This window comes from Aureibacter tunicatorum (assembly GCF_036492635.1).
Classification (GTDB): Bacteria; Bacteroidota; Bacteroidia; order Cytophagales; family Cyclobacteriaceae; genus Aureibacter; species Aureibacter tunicatorum.
The window spans coordinates 1,582,621-1,600,298 of sequence record NZ_AP025305.1 but is presented as its reverse complement, the minus strand read 5'-3'; the positions used below and the strand labels follow the sequence as shown (position 1 = coordinate 1,600,298).

15 protein-coding genes are annotated in these 17,678 nt (G+C 38.3%); 5 read left to right on the top strand and 10 right to left on the bottom strand.

The genetic code is table 11. The features are described 5' to 3' along the window. Nucleotides 1-305: 305 nt before the first annotated feature. From AABK36_RS06775 to AABK36_RS06750, 6 genes are all read right to left on the bottom strand, one after another. Nucleotides 306-1,718: a DUF5106 domain-containing protein gene (locus AABK36_RS06775; RefSeq protein ID WP_309941560.1), complete on the bottom strand. Its 1,413-nt coding sequence runs from the start codon at nt 1,716-1,718 to the stop codon at nt 306-308. A 151-nt stretch (nt 1,719-1,869) separates the two neighbouring features. After that, a complete protein-coding gene (locus AABK36_RS06770; protein WP_309941555.1) occupies nt 1,870-2,220 on the bottom strand; it encodes a PKD domain-containing protein in 351 nt (116 codons plus the stop codon). Between the two features lie 45 nt (nt 2,221-2,265). After that, nucleotides 2,266-2,937, bottom strand: coding sequence for a uracil-DNA glycosylase (gene ung, locus AABK36_RS06765; protein ID WP_309941554.1), 672 nt, complete (start codon nt 2,935-2,937; stop codon nt 2,266-2,268). After that, a complete protein-coding gene (locus tag AABK36_RS06760; RefSeq protein WP_309941552.1) occupies nt 2,937-4,007 on the bottom strand; it encodes an NAD(P)H-dependent glycerol-3-phosphate dehydrogenase in 1,071 nt (356 codons plus the stop codon). Before AABK36_RS06760 ends, ung begins: the two co-directional genes overlap by 1 nt. Then, the gene (locus AABK36_RS06755) at nt 3,985-5,700 is read right to left on the bottom strand and encodes a 1-acyl-sn-glycerol-3-phosphate acyltransferase (RefSeq protein WP_309941550.1); all 1,716 of its coding nucleotides are present in this window, start codon (nt 5,698-5,700) and stop codon (nt 3,985-3,987) included. Before AABK36_RS06755 ends, AABK36_RS06760 begins: the two co-directional genes overlap by 23 nt. Nucleotides 5,701-5,835: 135 nt before the next feature. After that, nucleotides 5,836-6,450: a hypothetical protein gene (locus AABK36_RS06750; RefSeq protein WP_309941547.1), complete on the bottom strand. Its 615-nt coding sequence runs from the start codon at nt 6,448-6,450 to the stop codon at nt 5,836-5,838. Nucleotides 6,451-6,524: 74 nt separating this feature from the next. On the opposite strand from AABK36_RS06750, the gene AABK36_RS06745 reads away from it, so the two are divergent. Then, nucleotides 6,525-7,463 carry a lipid A-modifier LpxR family protein gene (locus AABK36_RS06745; RefSeq protein ID WP_309941546.1) on the top strand — a complete coding sequence of 313 codons (939 nt, stop codon included), beginning with the start codon at nt 6,525-6,527 and terminating at the stop codon, nt 7,461-7,463. Nucleotides 7,464-7,474: 11 nt separating this feature from the next. Here AABK36_RS06745 and folK read toward each other — a convergent pair whose 3' ends face one another. After that, nucleotides 7,475-7,960, bottom strand: a complete 486-nt coding sequence (folK, locus tag AABK36_RS06740) for a 2-amino-4-hydroxy-6-hydroxymethyldihydropteridine diphosphokinase (protein WP_309941543.1) — start codon at nt 7,958-7,960, stop codon at nt 7,475-7,477. Between the two features lie 85 nt (nt 7,961-8,045). On the opposite strand from folK, the gene sppA reads away from it, so the two are divergent. The 3 genes from sppA (at nt 8,046) to groL (ending at nt 12,108) form a co-directional block, all read left to right on the top strand. Further along, nucleotides 8,046-9,815: a signal peptide peptidase SppA gene (gene sppA, locus AABK36_RS06735; RefSeq protein ID WP_309941540.1), complete on the top strand. Its 1,770-nt coding sequence runs from the start codon at nt 8,046-8,048 to the stop codon at nt 9,813-9,815. 336 nt (nt 9,816-10,151) lie between these two features. Continuing rightward, nucleotides 10,152-10,430 carry a co-chaperone GroES gene (locus AABK36_RS06730; protein WP_309941536.1) on the top strand — a complete coding sequence of 93 codons (279 nt, stop codon included), beginning with the start codon at nt 10,152-10,154 and terminating at the stop codon, nt 10,428-10,430. Nucleotides 10,431-10,470: 40 nt separating this feature from the next. Beyond that, entirely contained in the window at nt 10,471-12,108 is a 1,638-nt protein-coding gene (gene groL, locus AABK36_RS06725) for a chaperonin GroEL (protein WP_309941534.1), read from the top strand. A gap of 146 nt (nt 12,109-12,254) precedes the next feature. Here groL and AABK36_RS06720 read toward each other — a convergent pair whose 3' ends face one another. From AABK36_RS06720 to AABK36_RS06710, 3 genes are all read right to left on the bottom strand, one after another. Continuing rightward, nucleotides 12,255-13,118: a hypothetical protein gene (locus AABK36_RS06720; protein WP_309941531.1), complete on the bottom strand. Its 864-nt coding sequence runs from the start codon at nt 13,116-13,118 to the stop codon at nt 12,255-12,257. A 94-nt stretch (nt 13,119-13,212) separates the two neighbouring features. After that, complete coding sequence (locus AABK36_RS06715) at nt 13,213-14,328, bottom strand: helix-turn-helix domain-containing protein (protein ID WP_309941530.1); 1,116 nt, start codon at nt 14,326-14,328, stop codon at nt 13,213-13,215. A gap of 180 nt (nt 14,329-14,508) precedes the next feature. Then, nucleotides 14,509-16,167, bottom strand: a complete 1,659-nt coding sequence (locus tag AABK36_RS06710) for a hypothetical protein (protein WP_309941528.1) — start codon at nt 16,165-16,167, stop codon at nt 14,509-14,511. A 186-nt stretch (nt 16,168-16,353) separates the two neighbouring features. Here AABK36_RS06710 and AABK36_RS06705 point away from each other — a divergent pair, with 186 nt between their 5' ends. Further along, nucleotides 16,354-17,658 (top strand): DEAD/DEAH box helicase, encoded by a 1,305-nt coding sequence (locus AABK36_RS06705; protein ID WP_309941526.1) that lies wholly within the window; start codon nt 16,354-16,356, stop codon nt 17,656-17,658. The last annotated feature ends 20 nt before the right edge of the window (nt 17,659-17,678 follow it).

Below are 17,678 nucleotides of genomic sequence, written 5' to 3'. Positions count from 1 at the left end.
GTCTCAAACGTATCTTTATTCAAATCATTGTTTATTTTGCAATAGACTTATGCTAAAACAAAATAACACAATAGACATACATTCAAACAGCCATTCTCCCTAACCCGACAAATGACGAAGATAATATTTTCATCTTGAATAATCAGAAACCAAAGATTTATTTACACAATACATTGACAAAAGAACACCATATCACGATTTGGTGCAAATCACTTTAACCTAAAATCATCCGTTATAAAACAAAATGCCATGCTGAAATCAATACATTCAACATGGCATTCATTAAGCTTATGTCTTTCTTATGTTTAATTCAACTCTGCATCCTTCTTATCCAAAAAATCCACTAAATCTTTAATCTGTTCGATGCCAATTCTTCTGCCAACGATCTTTCTATCCTTGTCCAACACATATTTCATAGGCGTTGATCTGATATCATATTCATACCTAAAGTTGCTGTTGATATATGGGTCCGCGGCGTTTATCCAGTCAAGATCAAGCTTTTTAATATACTCTTTCCATTTGTCCATGTCTGTTACCGTTGTCACAGCCAGCACTTCTACATCTTTTTCCCTCAAGTGCTCATGATACTCTTCCAACAATTTGGGCGTTTCTTTTTTGCAATGTCCGCAATCAGGATCATAGAAATAAAGAACCACATACTTGCTGGTAATATTTTCCAAAAAGATCGGCTCTGTAAGGGATGAATCCAAAAGGTGCAACTCTGGAGCAATCTCGCCAATCATATTGGGCTTCATCTGATCCACTCTTTCCGCTACTTTTTTCAATACCTCTTCATCTGCCCAATACGCCTTGCCTTCCAAATAATAACGCTCGGACAAATCTATAAAAACCTTCTCCATACCCATCATTGGCGTACGCTCATACTCTTGCGTGTATGTCACCAATAAATACCTGAACATCTCATCATTGGCAATAGCCTGATCAAGAATAAAGCTTATCGCCTTAGTCACTGAATCAGGCACTTGCATGGTAAGTTTTTGCACATATTCATCCAGTCTCGGCTTCAAAATCGGTGAATACAATAACGTGGAGTCTGACAAGTCCACTCCATCGAAAAAATGTGTTTTGTAATACTCGAATTTAGCTTTTCGATCTTCTATGTTTTCCGGAATTTTGGGTCTATTCGAACCTGCGATTAATTTGCTTACAACCATGTCTGAATGATTCTCAAGCAATTCATCTTGCTTTTCTGCGACCATACCGTTAAGGACTTCTATTTTATCCTTGACTTCTTTTTGAGCATTTTCGTCACCTTCGAGAGTTTTCAATTCTTGGTTAAGCGCTTGCACTTCTTTGGTCTTCTCTCCGATAAACCTCTGATAACTAATAAACATCTCGTTTTCCTTCGAGCCTGTGACCTTTAAATTGCCTTGAATGGATGTCGTATCCGTTTCAAACGCAAATTCCCTTTTTTCGTTACCCAAGACGAACTCCACATAATGACTTGGACTATAAATAAAATAAATTCCATTAGGCAGTTTTCTTTCCCCTTCAAACACCATCGCTTTGCTTGGGCTTGTGTGCTGGATAGTATCCAATAAGTACTGCTTATCCCACTTATGATAACCTAAGTACAATACGCTATCGGCAAAATTTTCGATCTTAATGGAAATTTTATAATGTTCTTCATGTTGAGCCATGGCACTTTGAAAGGAAACAACCATCACTACTAACATCAACAATGCTCTCTTGATCATACTATCTAAAAGTTAGAAAAAAGGTGAATATACTTTCATTTCGACGCAGGAAAAGCATTATGCAGTAGAATGCTAAAATTTCATCAAACGCCAAATTGATAATTTTAGAAAAATAAATTTAAAAATAATATCAAAAAATGCAAATGAAATTCTATTTTAACTCAATATCCATTTCCTCGCTTTTCGTGCATGGCTCTCCCCCCACAGTACCTGTAACACTAAGCCTAACTTTATAAATACCTGACTCTTCATACAATTCAAGGGGGTTTTCTTCGTCTCCTTCCATGCCATTTCCAAAGTCCCAATGGAAGCTTAATTTTCGAGTACTGTCAATATTGATATACTTGAACTGAACATATTGAGGAAAATTTTCCGGATTGACTACATGATAGTCAAACCTAGCCCCATATGGAGCCAATGCGCAATCAACAATATCATTAACTACTTTTTTGCAAGAAAACAAAAACATCGACAGCAAAATAGAACAAAAAACTATACGCATAATTCTAAAGACTTTCAGATTTAAACATGCGTTCTTAGCTTATGTTTACCATTCCACTTCCTTTATTCCTTTGCTTTTCAAATAATCATTGGCTTTTGAAAAATGCTTGCAACCGAAGAATCCTCTATACGCGGATAATGGAGAAGGATGCACAGCCTCCAATATCATATGCTTTTTATTATCAATCATAGAAGCTTTGCTTTGAGCAGGCTTTCCCCAAAGCATAAACACGACATTCTCAGATTCACTTGATATTTTCTGAATAACAGCATCGGTGAACTGTTCCCATCCTTTGCCTTTATGCGAAGCAGGCTTGGAAGCTCTAACCGTCATCACCGTATTCAACAATAAAACACCTTGATCAGCCCACCGTTCCAAACTCCCCATTAATGGTATTGGAGCTAGCACATCTTCATTAACTTCTTTAAAAATATTTCTAAGGCTTGGAGGGAATTTTACACCATCGCATACTGAAAAACTCAAGCCATTTGCTTGCCCAGGGCCGTGATAAGGGTCTTGTCCTAATATGACGACTTTCAAGTCATCAAAATCGCAGTGATTAAACGCGTTAAAGACCAAGTCTCTAGGCGGATAAATCACTTCGTTTCTATATTCATCGTCCAAAAAAGATTGCAAGCTTTCAAAATAATCCTTTTCAAATTCTTCTTGAAGAACTTTTTCCCATGATTCTCTTACACTGAACTCAAGACCACTCATTACATAAAATCTATATCCTTGTAAAACGGAAGCTTCATCAACAATTTCAACGCATCCGCGACTGAACGTTCTCCCTTAATCACTTTATAAAGCGCCTCGGTTATAGGAACTCTGATTGGATAGTTTTCAGCCAGATGCTTGACAATCTCAATTGTATTGACACCCTCGGCTACCTCATCCATCGTTCCAATAATTTCTTGCACACTTTCACCCTGCGCTAATCGATAGCCAACTGTATAATTCCTGCTAAGCTTGCTAGAGCAAGTCGTTACAATATCTCCAATGCCTGCCAAGCCTATAAAAGCTTCCATATTTCCACCAAGCACTTTGCCAACGTAGATCATTTCTACCAAACCACGACTGATCAATAAGCCCTTGGCATTCTCACCATACCCAAGACCGCTAAGCATACCGGAGGCTATCGCCAAAATATTCTTAAGCACTCCTGTCAGTTCAACGCCTATCAAGTCCTTAGAACCATAAACCATAAAACGATCGTTTCTAAGCAATCTTTGACCTTCCAAGATAACTTCGTCAAAAGAACTGGCTACCACAGTCGCTGCTGGTTGCTTATCCGCCAACTCTTTCGCTAGGTTCGGACCTGACAAACAACCTATTCTCACCACAGAGCTTTCCTCTTTGATCACTTCGCTCATGGTCTTCACATTGTCGCGAGTGAACTTTTTATTGGCATACAATACTGATCCTTCACCTTCTGCCATACCTCCCGAATGATCAAGGCCTTTAGTGCCATGAATCATTATGTGATAAGGATAAAGAAATGGAGCAAGCTCTCGCATCATCTCTCTAAAATTAGATGAGGGCACAATAGGAAAAATCACCCTGCATTTGCTTGCAAGCATCTCCAAATCAGAAATCGCTGTGATATTCTCTCCTAAATCTATTCCATTAAAATGTCGCTTTTGATTAATCTCATCGACAACTTCTTGACGTCGAGCGTAAATCAATACATTGCTGTTTTCCGACAAAATCGTAGCTATCACCAAGCCAAAACTCCCAGCCCCGATAACTCCGACATATTCATTGTCAGATATATTTTTCAAATCCATAACCTTTCAACCTGTTGCTGTAATAATACAAAGTTTTAACATCCTCTGTTGTGATGTTATTTTGCCTATTCCTTACGAGCGGCAATTTAGGATGATACATTCCACAATTTTTCAATCCCATTTCTATCACTTCATCCAAGTCTCCCGTCAAGTGATTGGCTATATCTATTTTTCCCGCCTTGTAGGTTTCATATACGACATCTCTCATTTTTTTGAAAGTAGCTTTAAACTCATCGTTATTGATCACCAAGTCCTCGTCGCTTAAGCGCAAGAAGTTATACAAATCAAGCTTTTTATGTCTTTTCCTCAACATATAAAAAGCTGTGAAAGAAGCCAAATGGCTCGCGGAAACCCTGTTTATTCGATGGAACTCATGAACAATTTTCCCTGCCAACATTTTGGTGTACTCCTTTTCTCTTTGAAGATCTGTAGTCACATTGCCTTCAATATCGCGAAAGTAATCATAGACTTTAAGCTCTCTTCCATACTTGTCGAAGCTTTGGCCTTCTCCATTGACATAATTGCCAAATAAATCCATAGGCTTGCCGATCGAAACAGATATATTTCCACCTTTAGTCATGAACTTGAATATAAAATTCAAAATCTTAGCTGAAGAAGAAAACTCATCGCTTTCAGCATAGTAACGCTCTTGCCCTTTGATTTTCAAGTAATCGTCTATCAAGCTTGGAGCTTCCAATACAAAGTTATAGTTCAATGTCATAGGGACCACGAATACTTTTTCAGCATCTTCGCCTTTCTCTTGAATATTCTTTCTTTGCGCTTCAATAGCTGTCCCCAACAATCCCAACTTCAACCTATCCTCGATTTTACCTGACCTGGATCTAGTTCCCCCAGGGAAAAACAAGCTATGTATTCCTTTGCGTATAGCTAAGCTGGAATACATTTTAAGCGTTTCAATATAAATCAAATTTTTCTTTCTGCGATCAACTTTGTAGGCTCCCAAGCTATTCATGAAATAAGCGAAAATCTGGATATTGAATAAATTCAAGCCAGCCCCGTAAATCAAAGGAGGCAGTCCCAAGGTGCTTATAACCCAGCCGATCAAAACAGAATCAAGATTGCTAAAGTGCGTTGGCACCATCACGATGGTTCCCAATTTTGCTAATTTTCTCAAATCATCCACTTCTCCGACGATTTGAATCTTATCCATCAAGGACAACTCGCTTTTGAAGAATCTATCGATACCTTTAAGTCTTGCTCCATTCAAAAATCTTGTCAAGCCAAACGTGACCAAACTTCTCGTCATCTTGTAATGGCTTGGCTTGAAATTCCCAGCGACCTCTTCTGCGTATCTGCCAACTATTGCCTTCAAAACTTGCTTGGCAACTTTCTCGTCAGCCCCTCCCGGCTCTATTTCCGATTTTGAAACGCCAATTAACTGCTTCTTTATCCCGGACCAAAACGCCTTCTCGTCTTCAGGGTCAACCACCCATGGATTTTGCGTTATTCTCGTTTTTTCCTTGAATAAGGTCAACTCCAACTCCTCAATCAAGTCTATGACATTAGGTTTTAGAGACAATATGTGGCTAAAACTCTCCTCTATTACTTGCTCAACAAATTCTTTTCTATGCTTAGCCATCCATACCACCGGCCAGTCTTTGGTCCCCGGCAGAATAGGCTCATATTTCTTGGTTCGGCTACGGGTAGCCTGAACATCCAATTTTTTCGTCATATGTCTTCAACGATATTAATAAGCCTTGAAATTGGATCTAAAAACATCCAAAATGGCTTGAAACTTTCTCAAATTACGCATTTTTGACCTAAAATCAGGGGCAGAACATAAATTATAACCTAAAACAATTTTTGCCTATGCTTTTTCCAACAAATAGTAACACTTTCCTTCTTTAGTCCTAATATCCCGCAATGCGTACAAACTTATATTCACCCTTTCGGAAGGGGAAGCATTTCTATCATAAATTTTCGGATCCATATATTTCGCATACAATGGAACGCATAAACAATCGCTTCCCTCCGTATCTACGACTTTCGCTCCAATAAGATACTCTCCAGAGCCAAAAGAATAAATAAATTGATTCATCAAGTCAAAAAACGCCTTGGCTTTCACTCCCATTCGCCTAAAAACAAATATCGAGTCATGCTCGGGAAATATTGTCTCAATCCTAACCTCGGTATATCCTCTCCATCCATAAAAAAACATAAGAAAAGAAACTATCAACAAGCTAAATGACAATGCCACAGGGAAAAACGCGGCTTTGAGCATATATATCAGAGTAAAGAAGAAAACTATCCCGCCAGACACTAATGGCACCAAAAACTTTTTGGCAACTAGGCTCACAGTAGTCAATTCATCCATGAAAATTACCTTTTCAACTCCTTTCTCTATGATTTCAACTTTAGTGTCATAAAGTCGAATCACATTGGCATCGTCTCCTTCTTTATTCAAATACAAACACCCTATCATAAAATCATGACTTTTTCTTACACAAAAAACACCTCAATATACAAACATTGTGATTAAAATTTCATTAAACTATCATGTTTAGCTTCTTTAAAGAAAGAATAATCACACTCATTTCAGTTTCTCTGCTGGCATTAACTGCATCATTAAGCCTTAATGGCCAAAATAAATATCATAATGAAATCACGATAACCTCTGACAATGACAATTACGACTTTATCCGTAAGGATCGATATTACACTTTTGGCCAATCCATAGGGTACAACAAACTTTTATCCGAGCAAAACAAGCTTAAATCAATTATTTCATTCAAACTGGGCGTCGAAGCGTATACCCCCTACAGCAAGTTGTACAGAAAAAAAAGAAATTACGACCGTCCATACGCAGGTTTTTCTTATTTATCAGTCAATTATTCTCAAGCTCTAAGCAAAAAGCTTGTCAGCATTGGCTTAAAGCTAGGAGCTATCGGAAAGCATTCATATGCGGAAAACATTCAAATCGCCACTCACGCTTTATTCGGCGTTCATCAACCTGTCGGTTGGCATACACAAATTAACAATCATGTAGGCCTAAATATTCAAGGATCTATTTCCAACGAATTGTTTCGCAAATCCAAGGTAATGATATTCAACGAAATCAACGCTGAGTTCGGGCTGTTGCAAAATCATATTGACGTTTCTCCAGGCGTTATCATCGGCCGAATGGAAGGGCTTCATAACTCCTCCTACTTCGGCACATCGCTAGGCGCCAACAAAGATGACTTCATTGAATCGTATTGGTCTTTCCAGATCAAAGGAAAGTTGCAATTTTATGACGCTACTATCAATGGATCGTTCTATGATGACGATAGTTACCTCACACGTTCTCCTTCCCAATTTGTATTCAAATTGAAAACAGGCTATACTTATTCCCGAAATTTTATCTCTATGAGCTTTTTATGGACCTTCCAAACACCTGAGACAAATGCAAGCGAATTCCATACATATGGAAGCATTCGTGTTAAATTCAGATTTTAACCATCAGCTTTTTACCATTCGACTCTTCTGACTTCCAAAGTATCAGGACATTCGGCAATCAACTCCTTCTGAGTCAATCCAAAGACAGGATGCACAAAGTCCGGAGCCAATTCCGCCATCGGTATCAGAGTAAACATCCGCTCTTGAATATAAGGATGAGGTATTTTTAGCTCAGGCTCGTCCAAAATCACATCATTATAATATAGAATATCAATATCGATTATTCTCTCTCCCCATTTAACTATTCTCTTTCTCCCCAATTCTTTTTCGATTTCCAAACATAATTGGAGCAAATTTTGAGGTTGCAATCTAGATTTGACATGCAACACGCAATTGTAAAATGATGGTTGATCTTCAATACCCCAGGCATCTGTTTCATACAGTGATGACTTGCTTACAATCTCTAATTGTTGGGATAACTTTTCTATCGCTTGGCAAAGCATTGCCCTTTTATCCCCCAAATTACTTCCCAGCAACAGATATGCGCCATTTATCATTTTTTTATTGATTAAAATACAACTATTGATTTATTTTAAATTTTAAATACAGTTTAGACAAAAACAAAGATTAATTTTATACAACATGGCAGCTTTTTTTAGAAACTTATTAGCCACACTCGTCGGATTATGCATATTCGCGTTTTTTGGCATTTCTTTCTTGATCGCAATTGTATCTTTGTCCGGTCAACAGCAAAGGATTCCCATCTCAGAGAATTCAATATTGCATCTAAAATTGAACAAACCAATTTTGGAGACCGAAAAAGACAATCCTTTTGGAGAGCTTGAATTCATTCCCGGCCAAAGTCAAGGAAATATCGGATTAAAAGAACTTACAGATGCGATAAAATACGCGAAAACGGATGACAATATTGAAGGAATCTATCTTGAAACGCCTTTCGTTTTTGCAGGATCCGCTACAAAAAAAGCGATAAGAGAAGCGCTTAAAGACTTCAAGTCCTCTGGAAAGTTTGTCATCTCTCATGCTGATATTTATACTGAAGGCGGCTATTATGTTGCTTCCGCATCGGATGAAATTTACCTTCATCCCATTGGCAACTTTGAAATGAATGGTCTTAGCGCAAATGTCACTTACTTCAAGGATCTTTTTGACAAGATTGGCGTTCAACCGGAAATCTTCAGAGTCGGAAAATTCAAAAGCGCTGTAGAGCCTTTTTTCAGAACCAGCATGAGTGAAGCCAGCAGATTGCAAACCGAGTCCTTCCTTAATTCAATCAACGGAATTTATCTAAATGAAATCTCAAGCTCAAGAAACATCAAAGTTGGCGAGCTCAAGGAAATTATCGATTCGCTTCTTGTAAGAACTCCTGAAGACGCAGTTAGATTGAAATTAGTAGACGGCTTAGCCTATCAAGATCAAATCACTAATATCTTGAGAAAAAAGGTAAACTTGGAGTCCGAAGACGACAAGCTAAAGCTAGTCTCATACAGAAAATATAAAAAGTCAATCATCAAAGACAACTCAAATAAGGACCTAGACAAAATTGCTGTCATCGTAGCCCAAGGAGAGATCATTTATGGCAAAAGCCACGACGATAAAGTAGGAAGCACAACAATATCCGAGGAGATCCGAAAGGCTAGAAAAGACGATGATGTAAAAGCAATCATCTTACGAGTTAATTCTCCGGGAGGAAGCATGCTTGGTTCGGATATCATCTGGAGAGAAATTGAGCTTGCTAAAAAAGAGAAACCAGTCATCGCTTCTATGTCAGACTTGGCGGCTTCGGGAGGCTATTATATTTCTTCAGGATGCGATACCATCGTAGCGGAACCAAACACAATCACAGGATCTATAGGAATATTTGGCATTCTCTTTAATGCGCAAGAATTATTAAACGACAAGCTTGGGATTACTTTCAGCACTGTGAAAACAGCTCCATTCGCTGACATGGGATCTACGACAAGGCCAATGACAGCTGAAGAAAAGAAAATCATGCAAGCACAAATAGATAGAGGTTATGAAATATTCACTTCTCTCGTTTCGAAAGGCCGACGCATGAGCATTGATCGTGTTAAAGAATATGCTGAAGGAAGAGTATGGACAGGAGAGCAAGCTCAAAAGAGAGGTTTAGTAGATATTATCGGAGGCATGAACACTGCCATTGACATTGCTGCTCAAAAAGCGGAACTAGGCAAAGGAGAATATAAAGTGGAGTTTTACCCACCATCGAGAACTTTCTTCGAAGAACTAATTCAAAGCTATAATGACGACACTGAGCTGGCTTTAATCCAGAAACATGCTGGAGAATACGCTCCTTACATAAAGCAAATCAAAAGCATGAAGGAAATGAAAGGCATTCAAGCCAGACTTCCGTATATCCTTGAAATTGACTAATATAATTCAAACTACACATATGCTTAATCAAGGCAGGCCAAAAGGTCTGCTTTTTTGTGTCATCAAGGATAAATCAAATGATATTCTGTCACATGACACGATGTGTAATTTTGTCACAACCCGAACACTCCCAATCCACTAATTATCAATAGATTAAAAAACTTCAAGTCAATCCTATTGCCCGCAGCCTTTAGTGTTTGCAACGTATTCAAAGATTTAAACTTCAATTTTCAGGACAAAATGTCACTGTTTTAAAGTTGGCACAGAAAATGCAAACTGATCAGATGTAATTTTGTTTTAGAAAAATTTTTATTCAATACTAAAAGATAAACAAAGATGTCTGAAGTAAACATTAAACCACTAGCGGACAGAGTGCTTGTAGAAGCGGCTCCTGCAGAAGAAAAAACAGCTTCCGGAATCATCATTCCTGACACGGCTAAAGAAAAGCCTCAAAAAGGTCAAGTTGTAGCTGTAGGCCCAGGTAAAGTTGATGAGCCTTTGACTGTAAAAGTTGGTGACGAGGTGCTTTACGGAAAATACGCTGGCACTGAAATCACAGTGGAAGGCAAGGAATATTTGATCATGAGAGAGTCGGATATTTTCGCTATTGTTTAATCAATCTTTTTCATTCAATTAACTATTAAAAATTAGAAAAATGGCTAAGGAAATCTTATTCGATATAGAAGCTAGAGATAAATTAAAAAAAGGCGTTAACATTATCGCTGACGCTGTGAAAGTAACTTTAGGACCAAAAGGAAGAAACGTAATTCTTGACAAAAAATTCGGTGCTCCTGCTGTAACTAAAGACGGTGTGTCCGTAGCTAAAGAAATCGAGTTGAAAGATCCAGTGGAAAACATGGGCGCTCAACTTGTAAAAGAAGTAGCTTCTAAAACGAATGATTCAGCTGGTGACGGTACTACTACTGCGACAGTTCTTACACAAGCTATCTTCAATCATGGTATCAAAAACGTTACTGCTGGCGCTAACCCGATGGACCTTAAGAGAGGTATCGATAAAGCTGTAGTAAAAGTTGTTGAGAACCTTAAGGCTCAATCTAAAGAAATTGAAACTAACGAGGAAATCTCTCAAGTAGCTACAATTTCAGCGAACAACGACAGAGAAATCGGTGAGATGATCGCTCTAGCGATGGATAAAGTAGGCAAAGACGGAGTTATCACTGTTGAGGAAGCTAAAGGTACTGAAACAGAAGTAAAAACTGTAGAAGGCATGCAATTCGACAGAGGTTACCTTTCTCCTTACTTCGTAACGAATACAGAAAAAATGGAAGCTGAGCTTGAGTCGCCATACATCTTGATCTATGACAAGAAAGTATCGACAATGAAAGACCTTCTTCCAGTGCTTGAGCAAGTAGCTCAAACAGGAAAGCCTCTTTTGATCATCGCTGAAGATGTGGATGGTGAAGCGTTGGCTACATTGGTAGTTAACAAATTGAGAGGGTCTTTGAAAATCGCCGCTGTTAAAGCTCCAGGTTTCGGAGACAGAAGAAAAGCAATGTTGGAAGACATCGCAATCTTAACTGGCGGAACAGTGATCTCTGAAGAAAGAGGTTTCAAATTAGAGTCAGCGACTATCGATATGCTAGGTACTGCTGAAAAAGTGAACATCGACAAAGACAACACTACAGTTGTTAATGGCGCTGGCGCTGAGGAAACAATCCAAGCTAGGGTAAACGAGATCAAATCTCAAATCGAAAACACTACTTCTGATTACGACAGAGAAAAGCTTCAAGAGCGTTTGGCGAAACTTGCTGGCGGTGTGGCTATCATCTACATCGGAGCTGCTACTGAAGTAGAAATGAAAGAAAAGAAAGACAGAGTTGACGATGCATTGGCCGCTACAAGAGCTGCTGTTGAAGAAGGAATCATCCCTGGTGGTGGCGTTGCCTTGATCAGAGCAATCGATGCTATCGAAACTGTTGAAACTGTTGAAAACGAAGACCAGACTACTGGAGTTGCTATCGTAAGAAAAGCAATCGAAGAGCCTTTGAGAGCAATCATCGCTAACTCTGGTGGAGAAGGATCTGTTGTGGTTCAAAAAATCAAAGAAGGCGAAGCTGACTTTGGTTACAATGCTAGAGAAGATAAGTACGAAAACCTTCTTGCTGCTGGTGTTATCGACCCAACTAAAGTAACTCGCCTTGCTTTGGAAAATGCATCTTCTATCGCTTCATTGCTATTGACTACAGAGTGTGTGGTAGCAGAGGAAGAAGAAGAAGGAGGAGCTGCTCCTGCTATGCCTCCAATGGGTGGCGGAATGCCAGGTATGATGTAATAAATCATCACTTTGATTATATGCTGAAAGCCGAAGCTACTTGCTTCGGCTTTTTTATTTCCAAAATACAAAAAAGGGGATGGCATAAGCCAGTCCCCTCTCCCGTGCAAACCTAATTGCATGTACCCCTACAGTGTAGTTTCATTTTACCTCTTATAAGTTCCGTCAGGCAATATGGTTGGAAACTTGTACTCATAATTTGTTAACAAAGCAAAAATCGCCTTATCAGTCTCCTCCACTTTTTCCCTACTATATAGCTTCCATTCATTATCTATTTCTTCCCTTCTATTCACTTGAGCCCCTAAAATCGATGTCAAAGCCCAATAAATATACTCGGTCATTTGGCAATTATACTCGCAAGTCTCATCATCATAAGTAAACCAAGCAGTGGCTGGATATTGATTCGGTATTTTTTTAAATGCACCTCCTCTGGCTATATCCATAGCATCAGCTAAAGAGCTTCCATCATGTTCTCCAAATATCTGAGGATAAGCATAAGCATACCCTGCATTCGTGATCAAATGCAACACTTCTTCCAATGAAGCGTCAAATCTTCCCTTTTTGCCTTTTGCCACATAATCCGGTACTGTCTCATCATTGCCCAAATCTTGGCCAATGCCACCATCTGGTAATTCAAGAGCATCTATATCATCTTCACTACTCCACATAACCATAAAAGCTTGATTCTCCAACATGGCATCTAAGACCAAATGATTATCTACTTTTCCATCTTCATCGTTATCCAAGTACTGAGCCATGACATTCGCGGCATGCAATAGTTTTTGATTCTCAACTTTTGGAACCGCGAATATTGAAATACCAAATACTTCAACTTTTCGGTCAAACCCTTGAAACCTTGAATTATCATTTGCTTCGATCTTAAAGTTCGGATCATCACCGGAATCTACTACTGAACTTTTGAAATCACTCTTGGATTCATTCTGACATGATAATAAACCAAAAGATAAAAAAAGCACATTGAAGCAGACTTGCTTAAAGCATCCATCCATAATTTGAGATTTTAGTTTTTGTAGTTTTTAATGGTCGAAGGGCAAATCAATAACATTTGAGGTTAAAATACTACCTCAAAATGTCTGTTTGCATCTATTCGGACCTTTTTAGACTTGATTCGTACTCTTTTGGAGTCATTCCTTCCAAATTTTTAAAAGCTGTATAGAATGTAGACTTGGAGTTAAAGCCTGATTCTTGAGCCATGCCTAATATGGTGAGGTGATTGTTTTCCGATTTATTCATCAATCTCTTAAATTCATCTATTCGATATCTGTTAATTAATTGATAAAAATTTCCTTGGCTATGTGTATTAATTAACCTCGACAGCTCCCTTTCATTTATAGACAATAATTCGGCAAGCACTCGAAGGGTCAATTTGGGATTTAAATACAACTTCTTAGTTTCAATCTCATCAATTACTTCTAAATACTTATCGCTTATTTCATGCGAGACTTTTTCTTCCTTAAGTTTCGCTTCTTCAGAAAATGGCTCACTCAAAATGCTTTCAAAACTACCGTCGAGCTGAACGCCTAAATCAAAGGTTTTCTTCTTAAAAATTTCTATCTGCTCAAACCCAAAATGAGCTATCCAAATAATCATGAAAAAGGTGAAAATACTTGACACTTGAGCAAAAACAACCATTTCCCATTCTGAGATCACTCCAATGACATCTTCCAAGATCCAGTACACATGAAAAAGAATAAAAATAAACACGATCATTTTGATCCATTTCAATGTTTTGAGTTCCAAATCAGAATAAAATTCACTGAGCTTTTTCTTGTGCATCCTCAAGGCGATCAAAACATATCCCAACAATATTAAATTGAAAGCATACTCAAATAAACTAGCGCAATCAAAAAACAATTCGGACTTTGAAAATGGAGAGTAATACAATGCGTTTAACAAAATTCCCGGCAAAAAAATAAAATATTCCCAGAGCTTCATTGGGTTATTTATCGTTCGATTTACATACACTACCAGAAATGGTATTGTAAACATGGATGATAAGAAAAAAACTTCAATCTTAGGTTCCACTACTTCTCCAATATTTATAAACACCTCATTGGCAAGACTCCATAAGAATAAGCCTAAAAAAACATTGCCTTTTTTATTTTCAGAACTCCCTAGAATAAATATTCCACCCAGATTCAGTGCAACTACACAGGAAATAATATTTAAAACATTGATAAATGTTATCTCAAACCTCATTTTTCTTCATTTACCTAACAACTTCAAGGAATCAACAATAATTGAAATAGCTTGGTTAGCAAAGCTTAGATTAAAACTGAAATATGATTAATCCCTAAATAGAATAGCAAATATATTAAATTGTCAAATACTTAATTAAAACATCATCTTTTCCACATTAAATAACCTTTAAATAGAGATTTATTCTCTTTCAGCTAAAGCATAATGAAGTTTTTTCACTCCTTCATATTTATCCTTAGATCCTAAAAATTTATGCATTCTCATTCCTGATGCTTTGAACATTTTATCGAGTTCTTGAACACTTTCAAGAGATTGATCATCAATTCCTCCTCTAGATGCATCTTCCAACAAATGTAGAAATACTCTTACTTGATCCTCCCTTTCCTTCATCTTTGCCCCAGACGATTTTTCTTGATCCATCGCCAAGTTCTGATATTCTTGCTTCAACCCTCTTCCTAATATTACCAAGCCTGTCACCGCTGATATTGACAATGAATAAGCGAAGCCTCCCATGGTGCCTATCCCTGTGAACTTTAAGATTTCCGCTAAAATCCTGTTTATGCTTGTGGTAATATTGAGCGCAGCTCTTTTGATACGTTTCTTGGTGATTTTCTTCAAGCCTCTTGTTAAATAATACTTTTGAGCCAGAGCGACAGTACTTTCGCTATGCACACCTTCACTGAATGCAATAGCTTTCAAAGTCTCGACATTAGAGGCGCCTGACTCATCCAAAACCTCTGAAAGAACAGAATCGTCCCTGAACATTTCCTGATATTCTGATTTCATTGATTTCATATCAAAAAAAGATATCACGCTATGCACTAGATAATTGATCTGCATTGCCATTTGCAATGAACCATCCGCAATTCCCAAACCTGGTATTACTTTCATTAATTCGCTGGAAGCGCTGCCCATCATTTTATAGAATACTTTCACTGTCAGAGCAACGTTCCTTGCCGCTTTGACGAAACCATCAAGCACAGAAGCTGAAGCTGATGCGTGCTCATGAATCAATACTGCGCTGGAAGCTCCAGAACCTCCTTTTGTCAAATGCTTTCTCACCTCCTTCAGTTCTTTAAAAAATGCCTTAACCGCCCTAAGAACTTCATGTATATTAGTAAAAAAAGAGCTGTAAAAAGCAGAAGTCAAAGCAACGTCTCCTGATTCTTTTGAAGTCTTCCCGCTTGACAGACTAGAAACCATTCCCGCCGTATCCGCCATCAACCCCATGCCTCCTGAAACCAAGCCTGCTCCAGCAATCAAATTATCAACACCGCTTTTCCCTATATGCGAATAATTTTGTCGAATCAACCTCAATTGTTCCAACCAATTAGTTCCCCATAGCGCGGCCTGTCCTCCCGAAGGCAAGTCATCCCAAACATCCCAATGGAAAGCTTCATATAAACTCTCTCCAACACCTGTAGAATAAGCGCTTCCAACAACACTAGCCAAAGACTGTGAGTCATCCTCGAATTTGACCCAATTTGAAGCGCCTTGAGCTTGAGGCAAATCCAAAACAGGTGCTTCAAACCTCAGCCGTGATTGATCAAAGGGAGCTCTTTGCTCTATCAAACCTCCTGTATTTTCAAAATTCACCCTGCCTGATTTTATCAACCTTCTTTTGATTGAAGCAGGCAACTTATTGAATAACTTTTGCTTGAATTTGTAATCAAAAAATGAAAAATCCGTCTCATCATCTACTTCAGGAAAAACATCAAAGCAATCTATGTCCGCGCAAGATGCCGCTCGTTTCAAAGGAGACTTAACAGCCAGAGCCTCAGTCCCCACGCCACCAAAAGAGTTGCTTCTTTTAATCCGTTGAATAGGTTTTTCGTACATAGTTCATTCCTTCAAACATGTTTTCAACAAGCTAAATAGAAATTCGTTTAGAATTCCACTATGTAATATTTCACGAACAAAATCTTCTTTGATTTTTCTCTTGTCGATCAGATAAGGTAGCTTTGCATTAAATTCGCTTGGGCTTCAACAAAAGCCTTGGCTATTAACAACTATTACTCCATTAAAATGAAAAGTTTTTCGTCAAGCCAATTGAATAAAAAAATCGTTGACAACCTTCATCATAAAGGGATCACAATCCCAAGCAAAATGCAAGCTCAAACAATTCCCTTGCTATTAAAACATGAAGGCGACTTCGTTGGGCAGTCTGCTACAGGCACTGGCAAAACTTATGCATTTGGAGCACCGCTTTTGAGCCTTATCGACAATAGCACTGGAAAAACGCAAGGAATCGTACTTGTGCCTACAAGAGAGCTCTGCGAGCAAGTTGGCAACGAACTTTCTTTTTTAGCAGAAGGCATCGAAGGTCTTAAGGTCAACGCTATCTATGGAGGAATGTCTCTAAAAAGCCAAGCAAAAGAGATCAGCAACGGTACTCAAGTTCTTGTTGCTACTCCGGGAAGAATGGTGGACTTAATCGAACGAAAAGTCATCGATTTGTCCACTGTTAAATATGTTGTTTTTGACGAGGCGGACGAAATGTTGCTCAAAGGCTACCAAACTGATATTGACAAAATATTATCCACAGCCAACAGACACTATTCAACTTGGCTTTTCTCAGCCACCATGCCCGTTGAGATCAAAGGTCTTATCAAAAAGTATCTAAACAAAGAGCTCATTCAGGTTAGAGCTGAGAGTGAAGAAAAGCAAAACCAGATGATCGAACACAGGTACATGTTGGTAAGCCCTGAAGAAAAATCAGGAGCATTGATTAACTCTTTGTCTGAATGGTCTGATAAAAAAGGAATCATCTTCTGTAGAACTAAATCCGGAGTACAAAAGCTCTACAAACAGCTTTCTGCAAAAAAAATCTCCTGCGGTGCAATACACGGAGACTTGCCGCAAGGGTTGAGAAACAAAGTAATGGATCAATACAGAGAAGGTAATATTTCCATTTTGATCGCTACTGATGTAGCCTCAAGAGGCGTAGATATACCTGATGTATCATTTGTAATTCAATACCATATTCCTGACACAAGCGAAGCTTATACTCACAGAAGCGGAAGAACATCCAGAATCGGCAATGCAGGCATTTGCTTATCCTTCGCATTTGAAGAAGAAAAAATCAAATTACTGGAAATCTTTGATACTTTAAATATCAAAGCTCATCAGGTCGAAGTGCCCAGCGCAAAAGACCAATTGGTCAGCAAAGCCATGATATGGGCTAAAAAAGTGTCGAAAGAAAAACCTATAGGCAATAAATTGGATGCCATCACTAAAAATGAGTTTAAAAACATCCTTTCCCACTTAAGCAAAGACGAGCTATTGGAAAAATTGCTTGCTACTTATTTAAGAGAAGAACAAGACCGATAACCAATTAAAAAGACACTCTT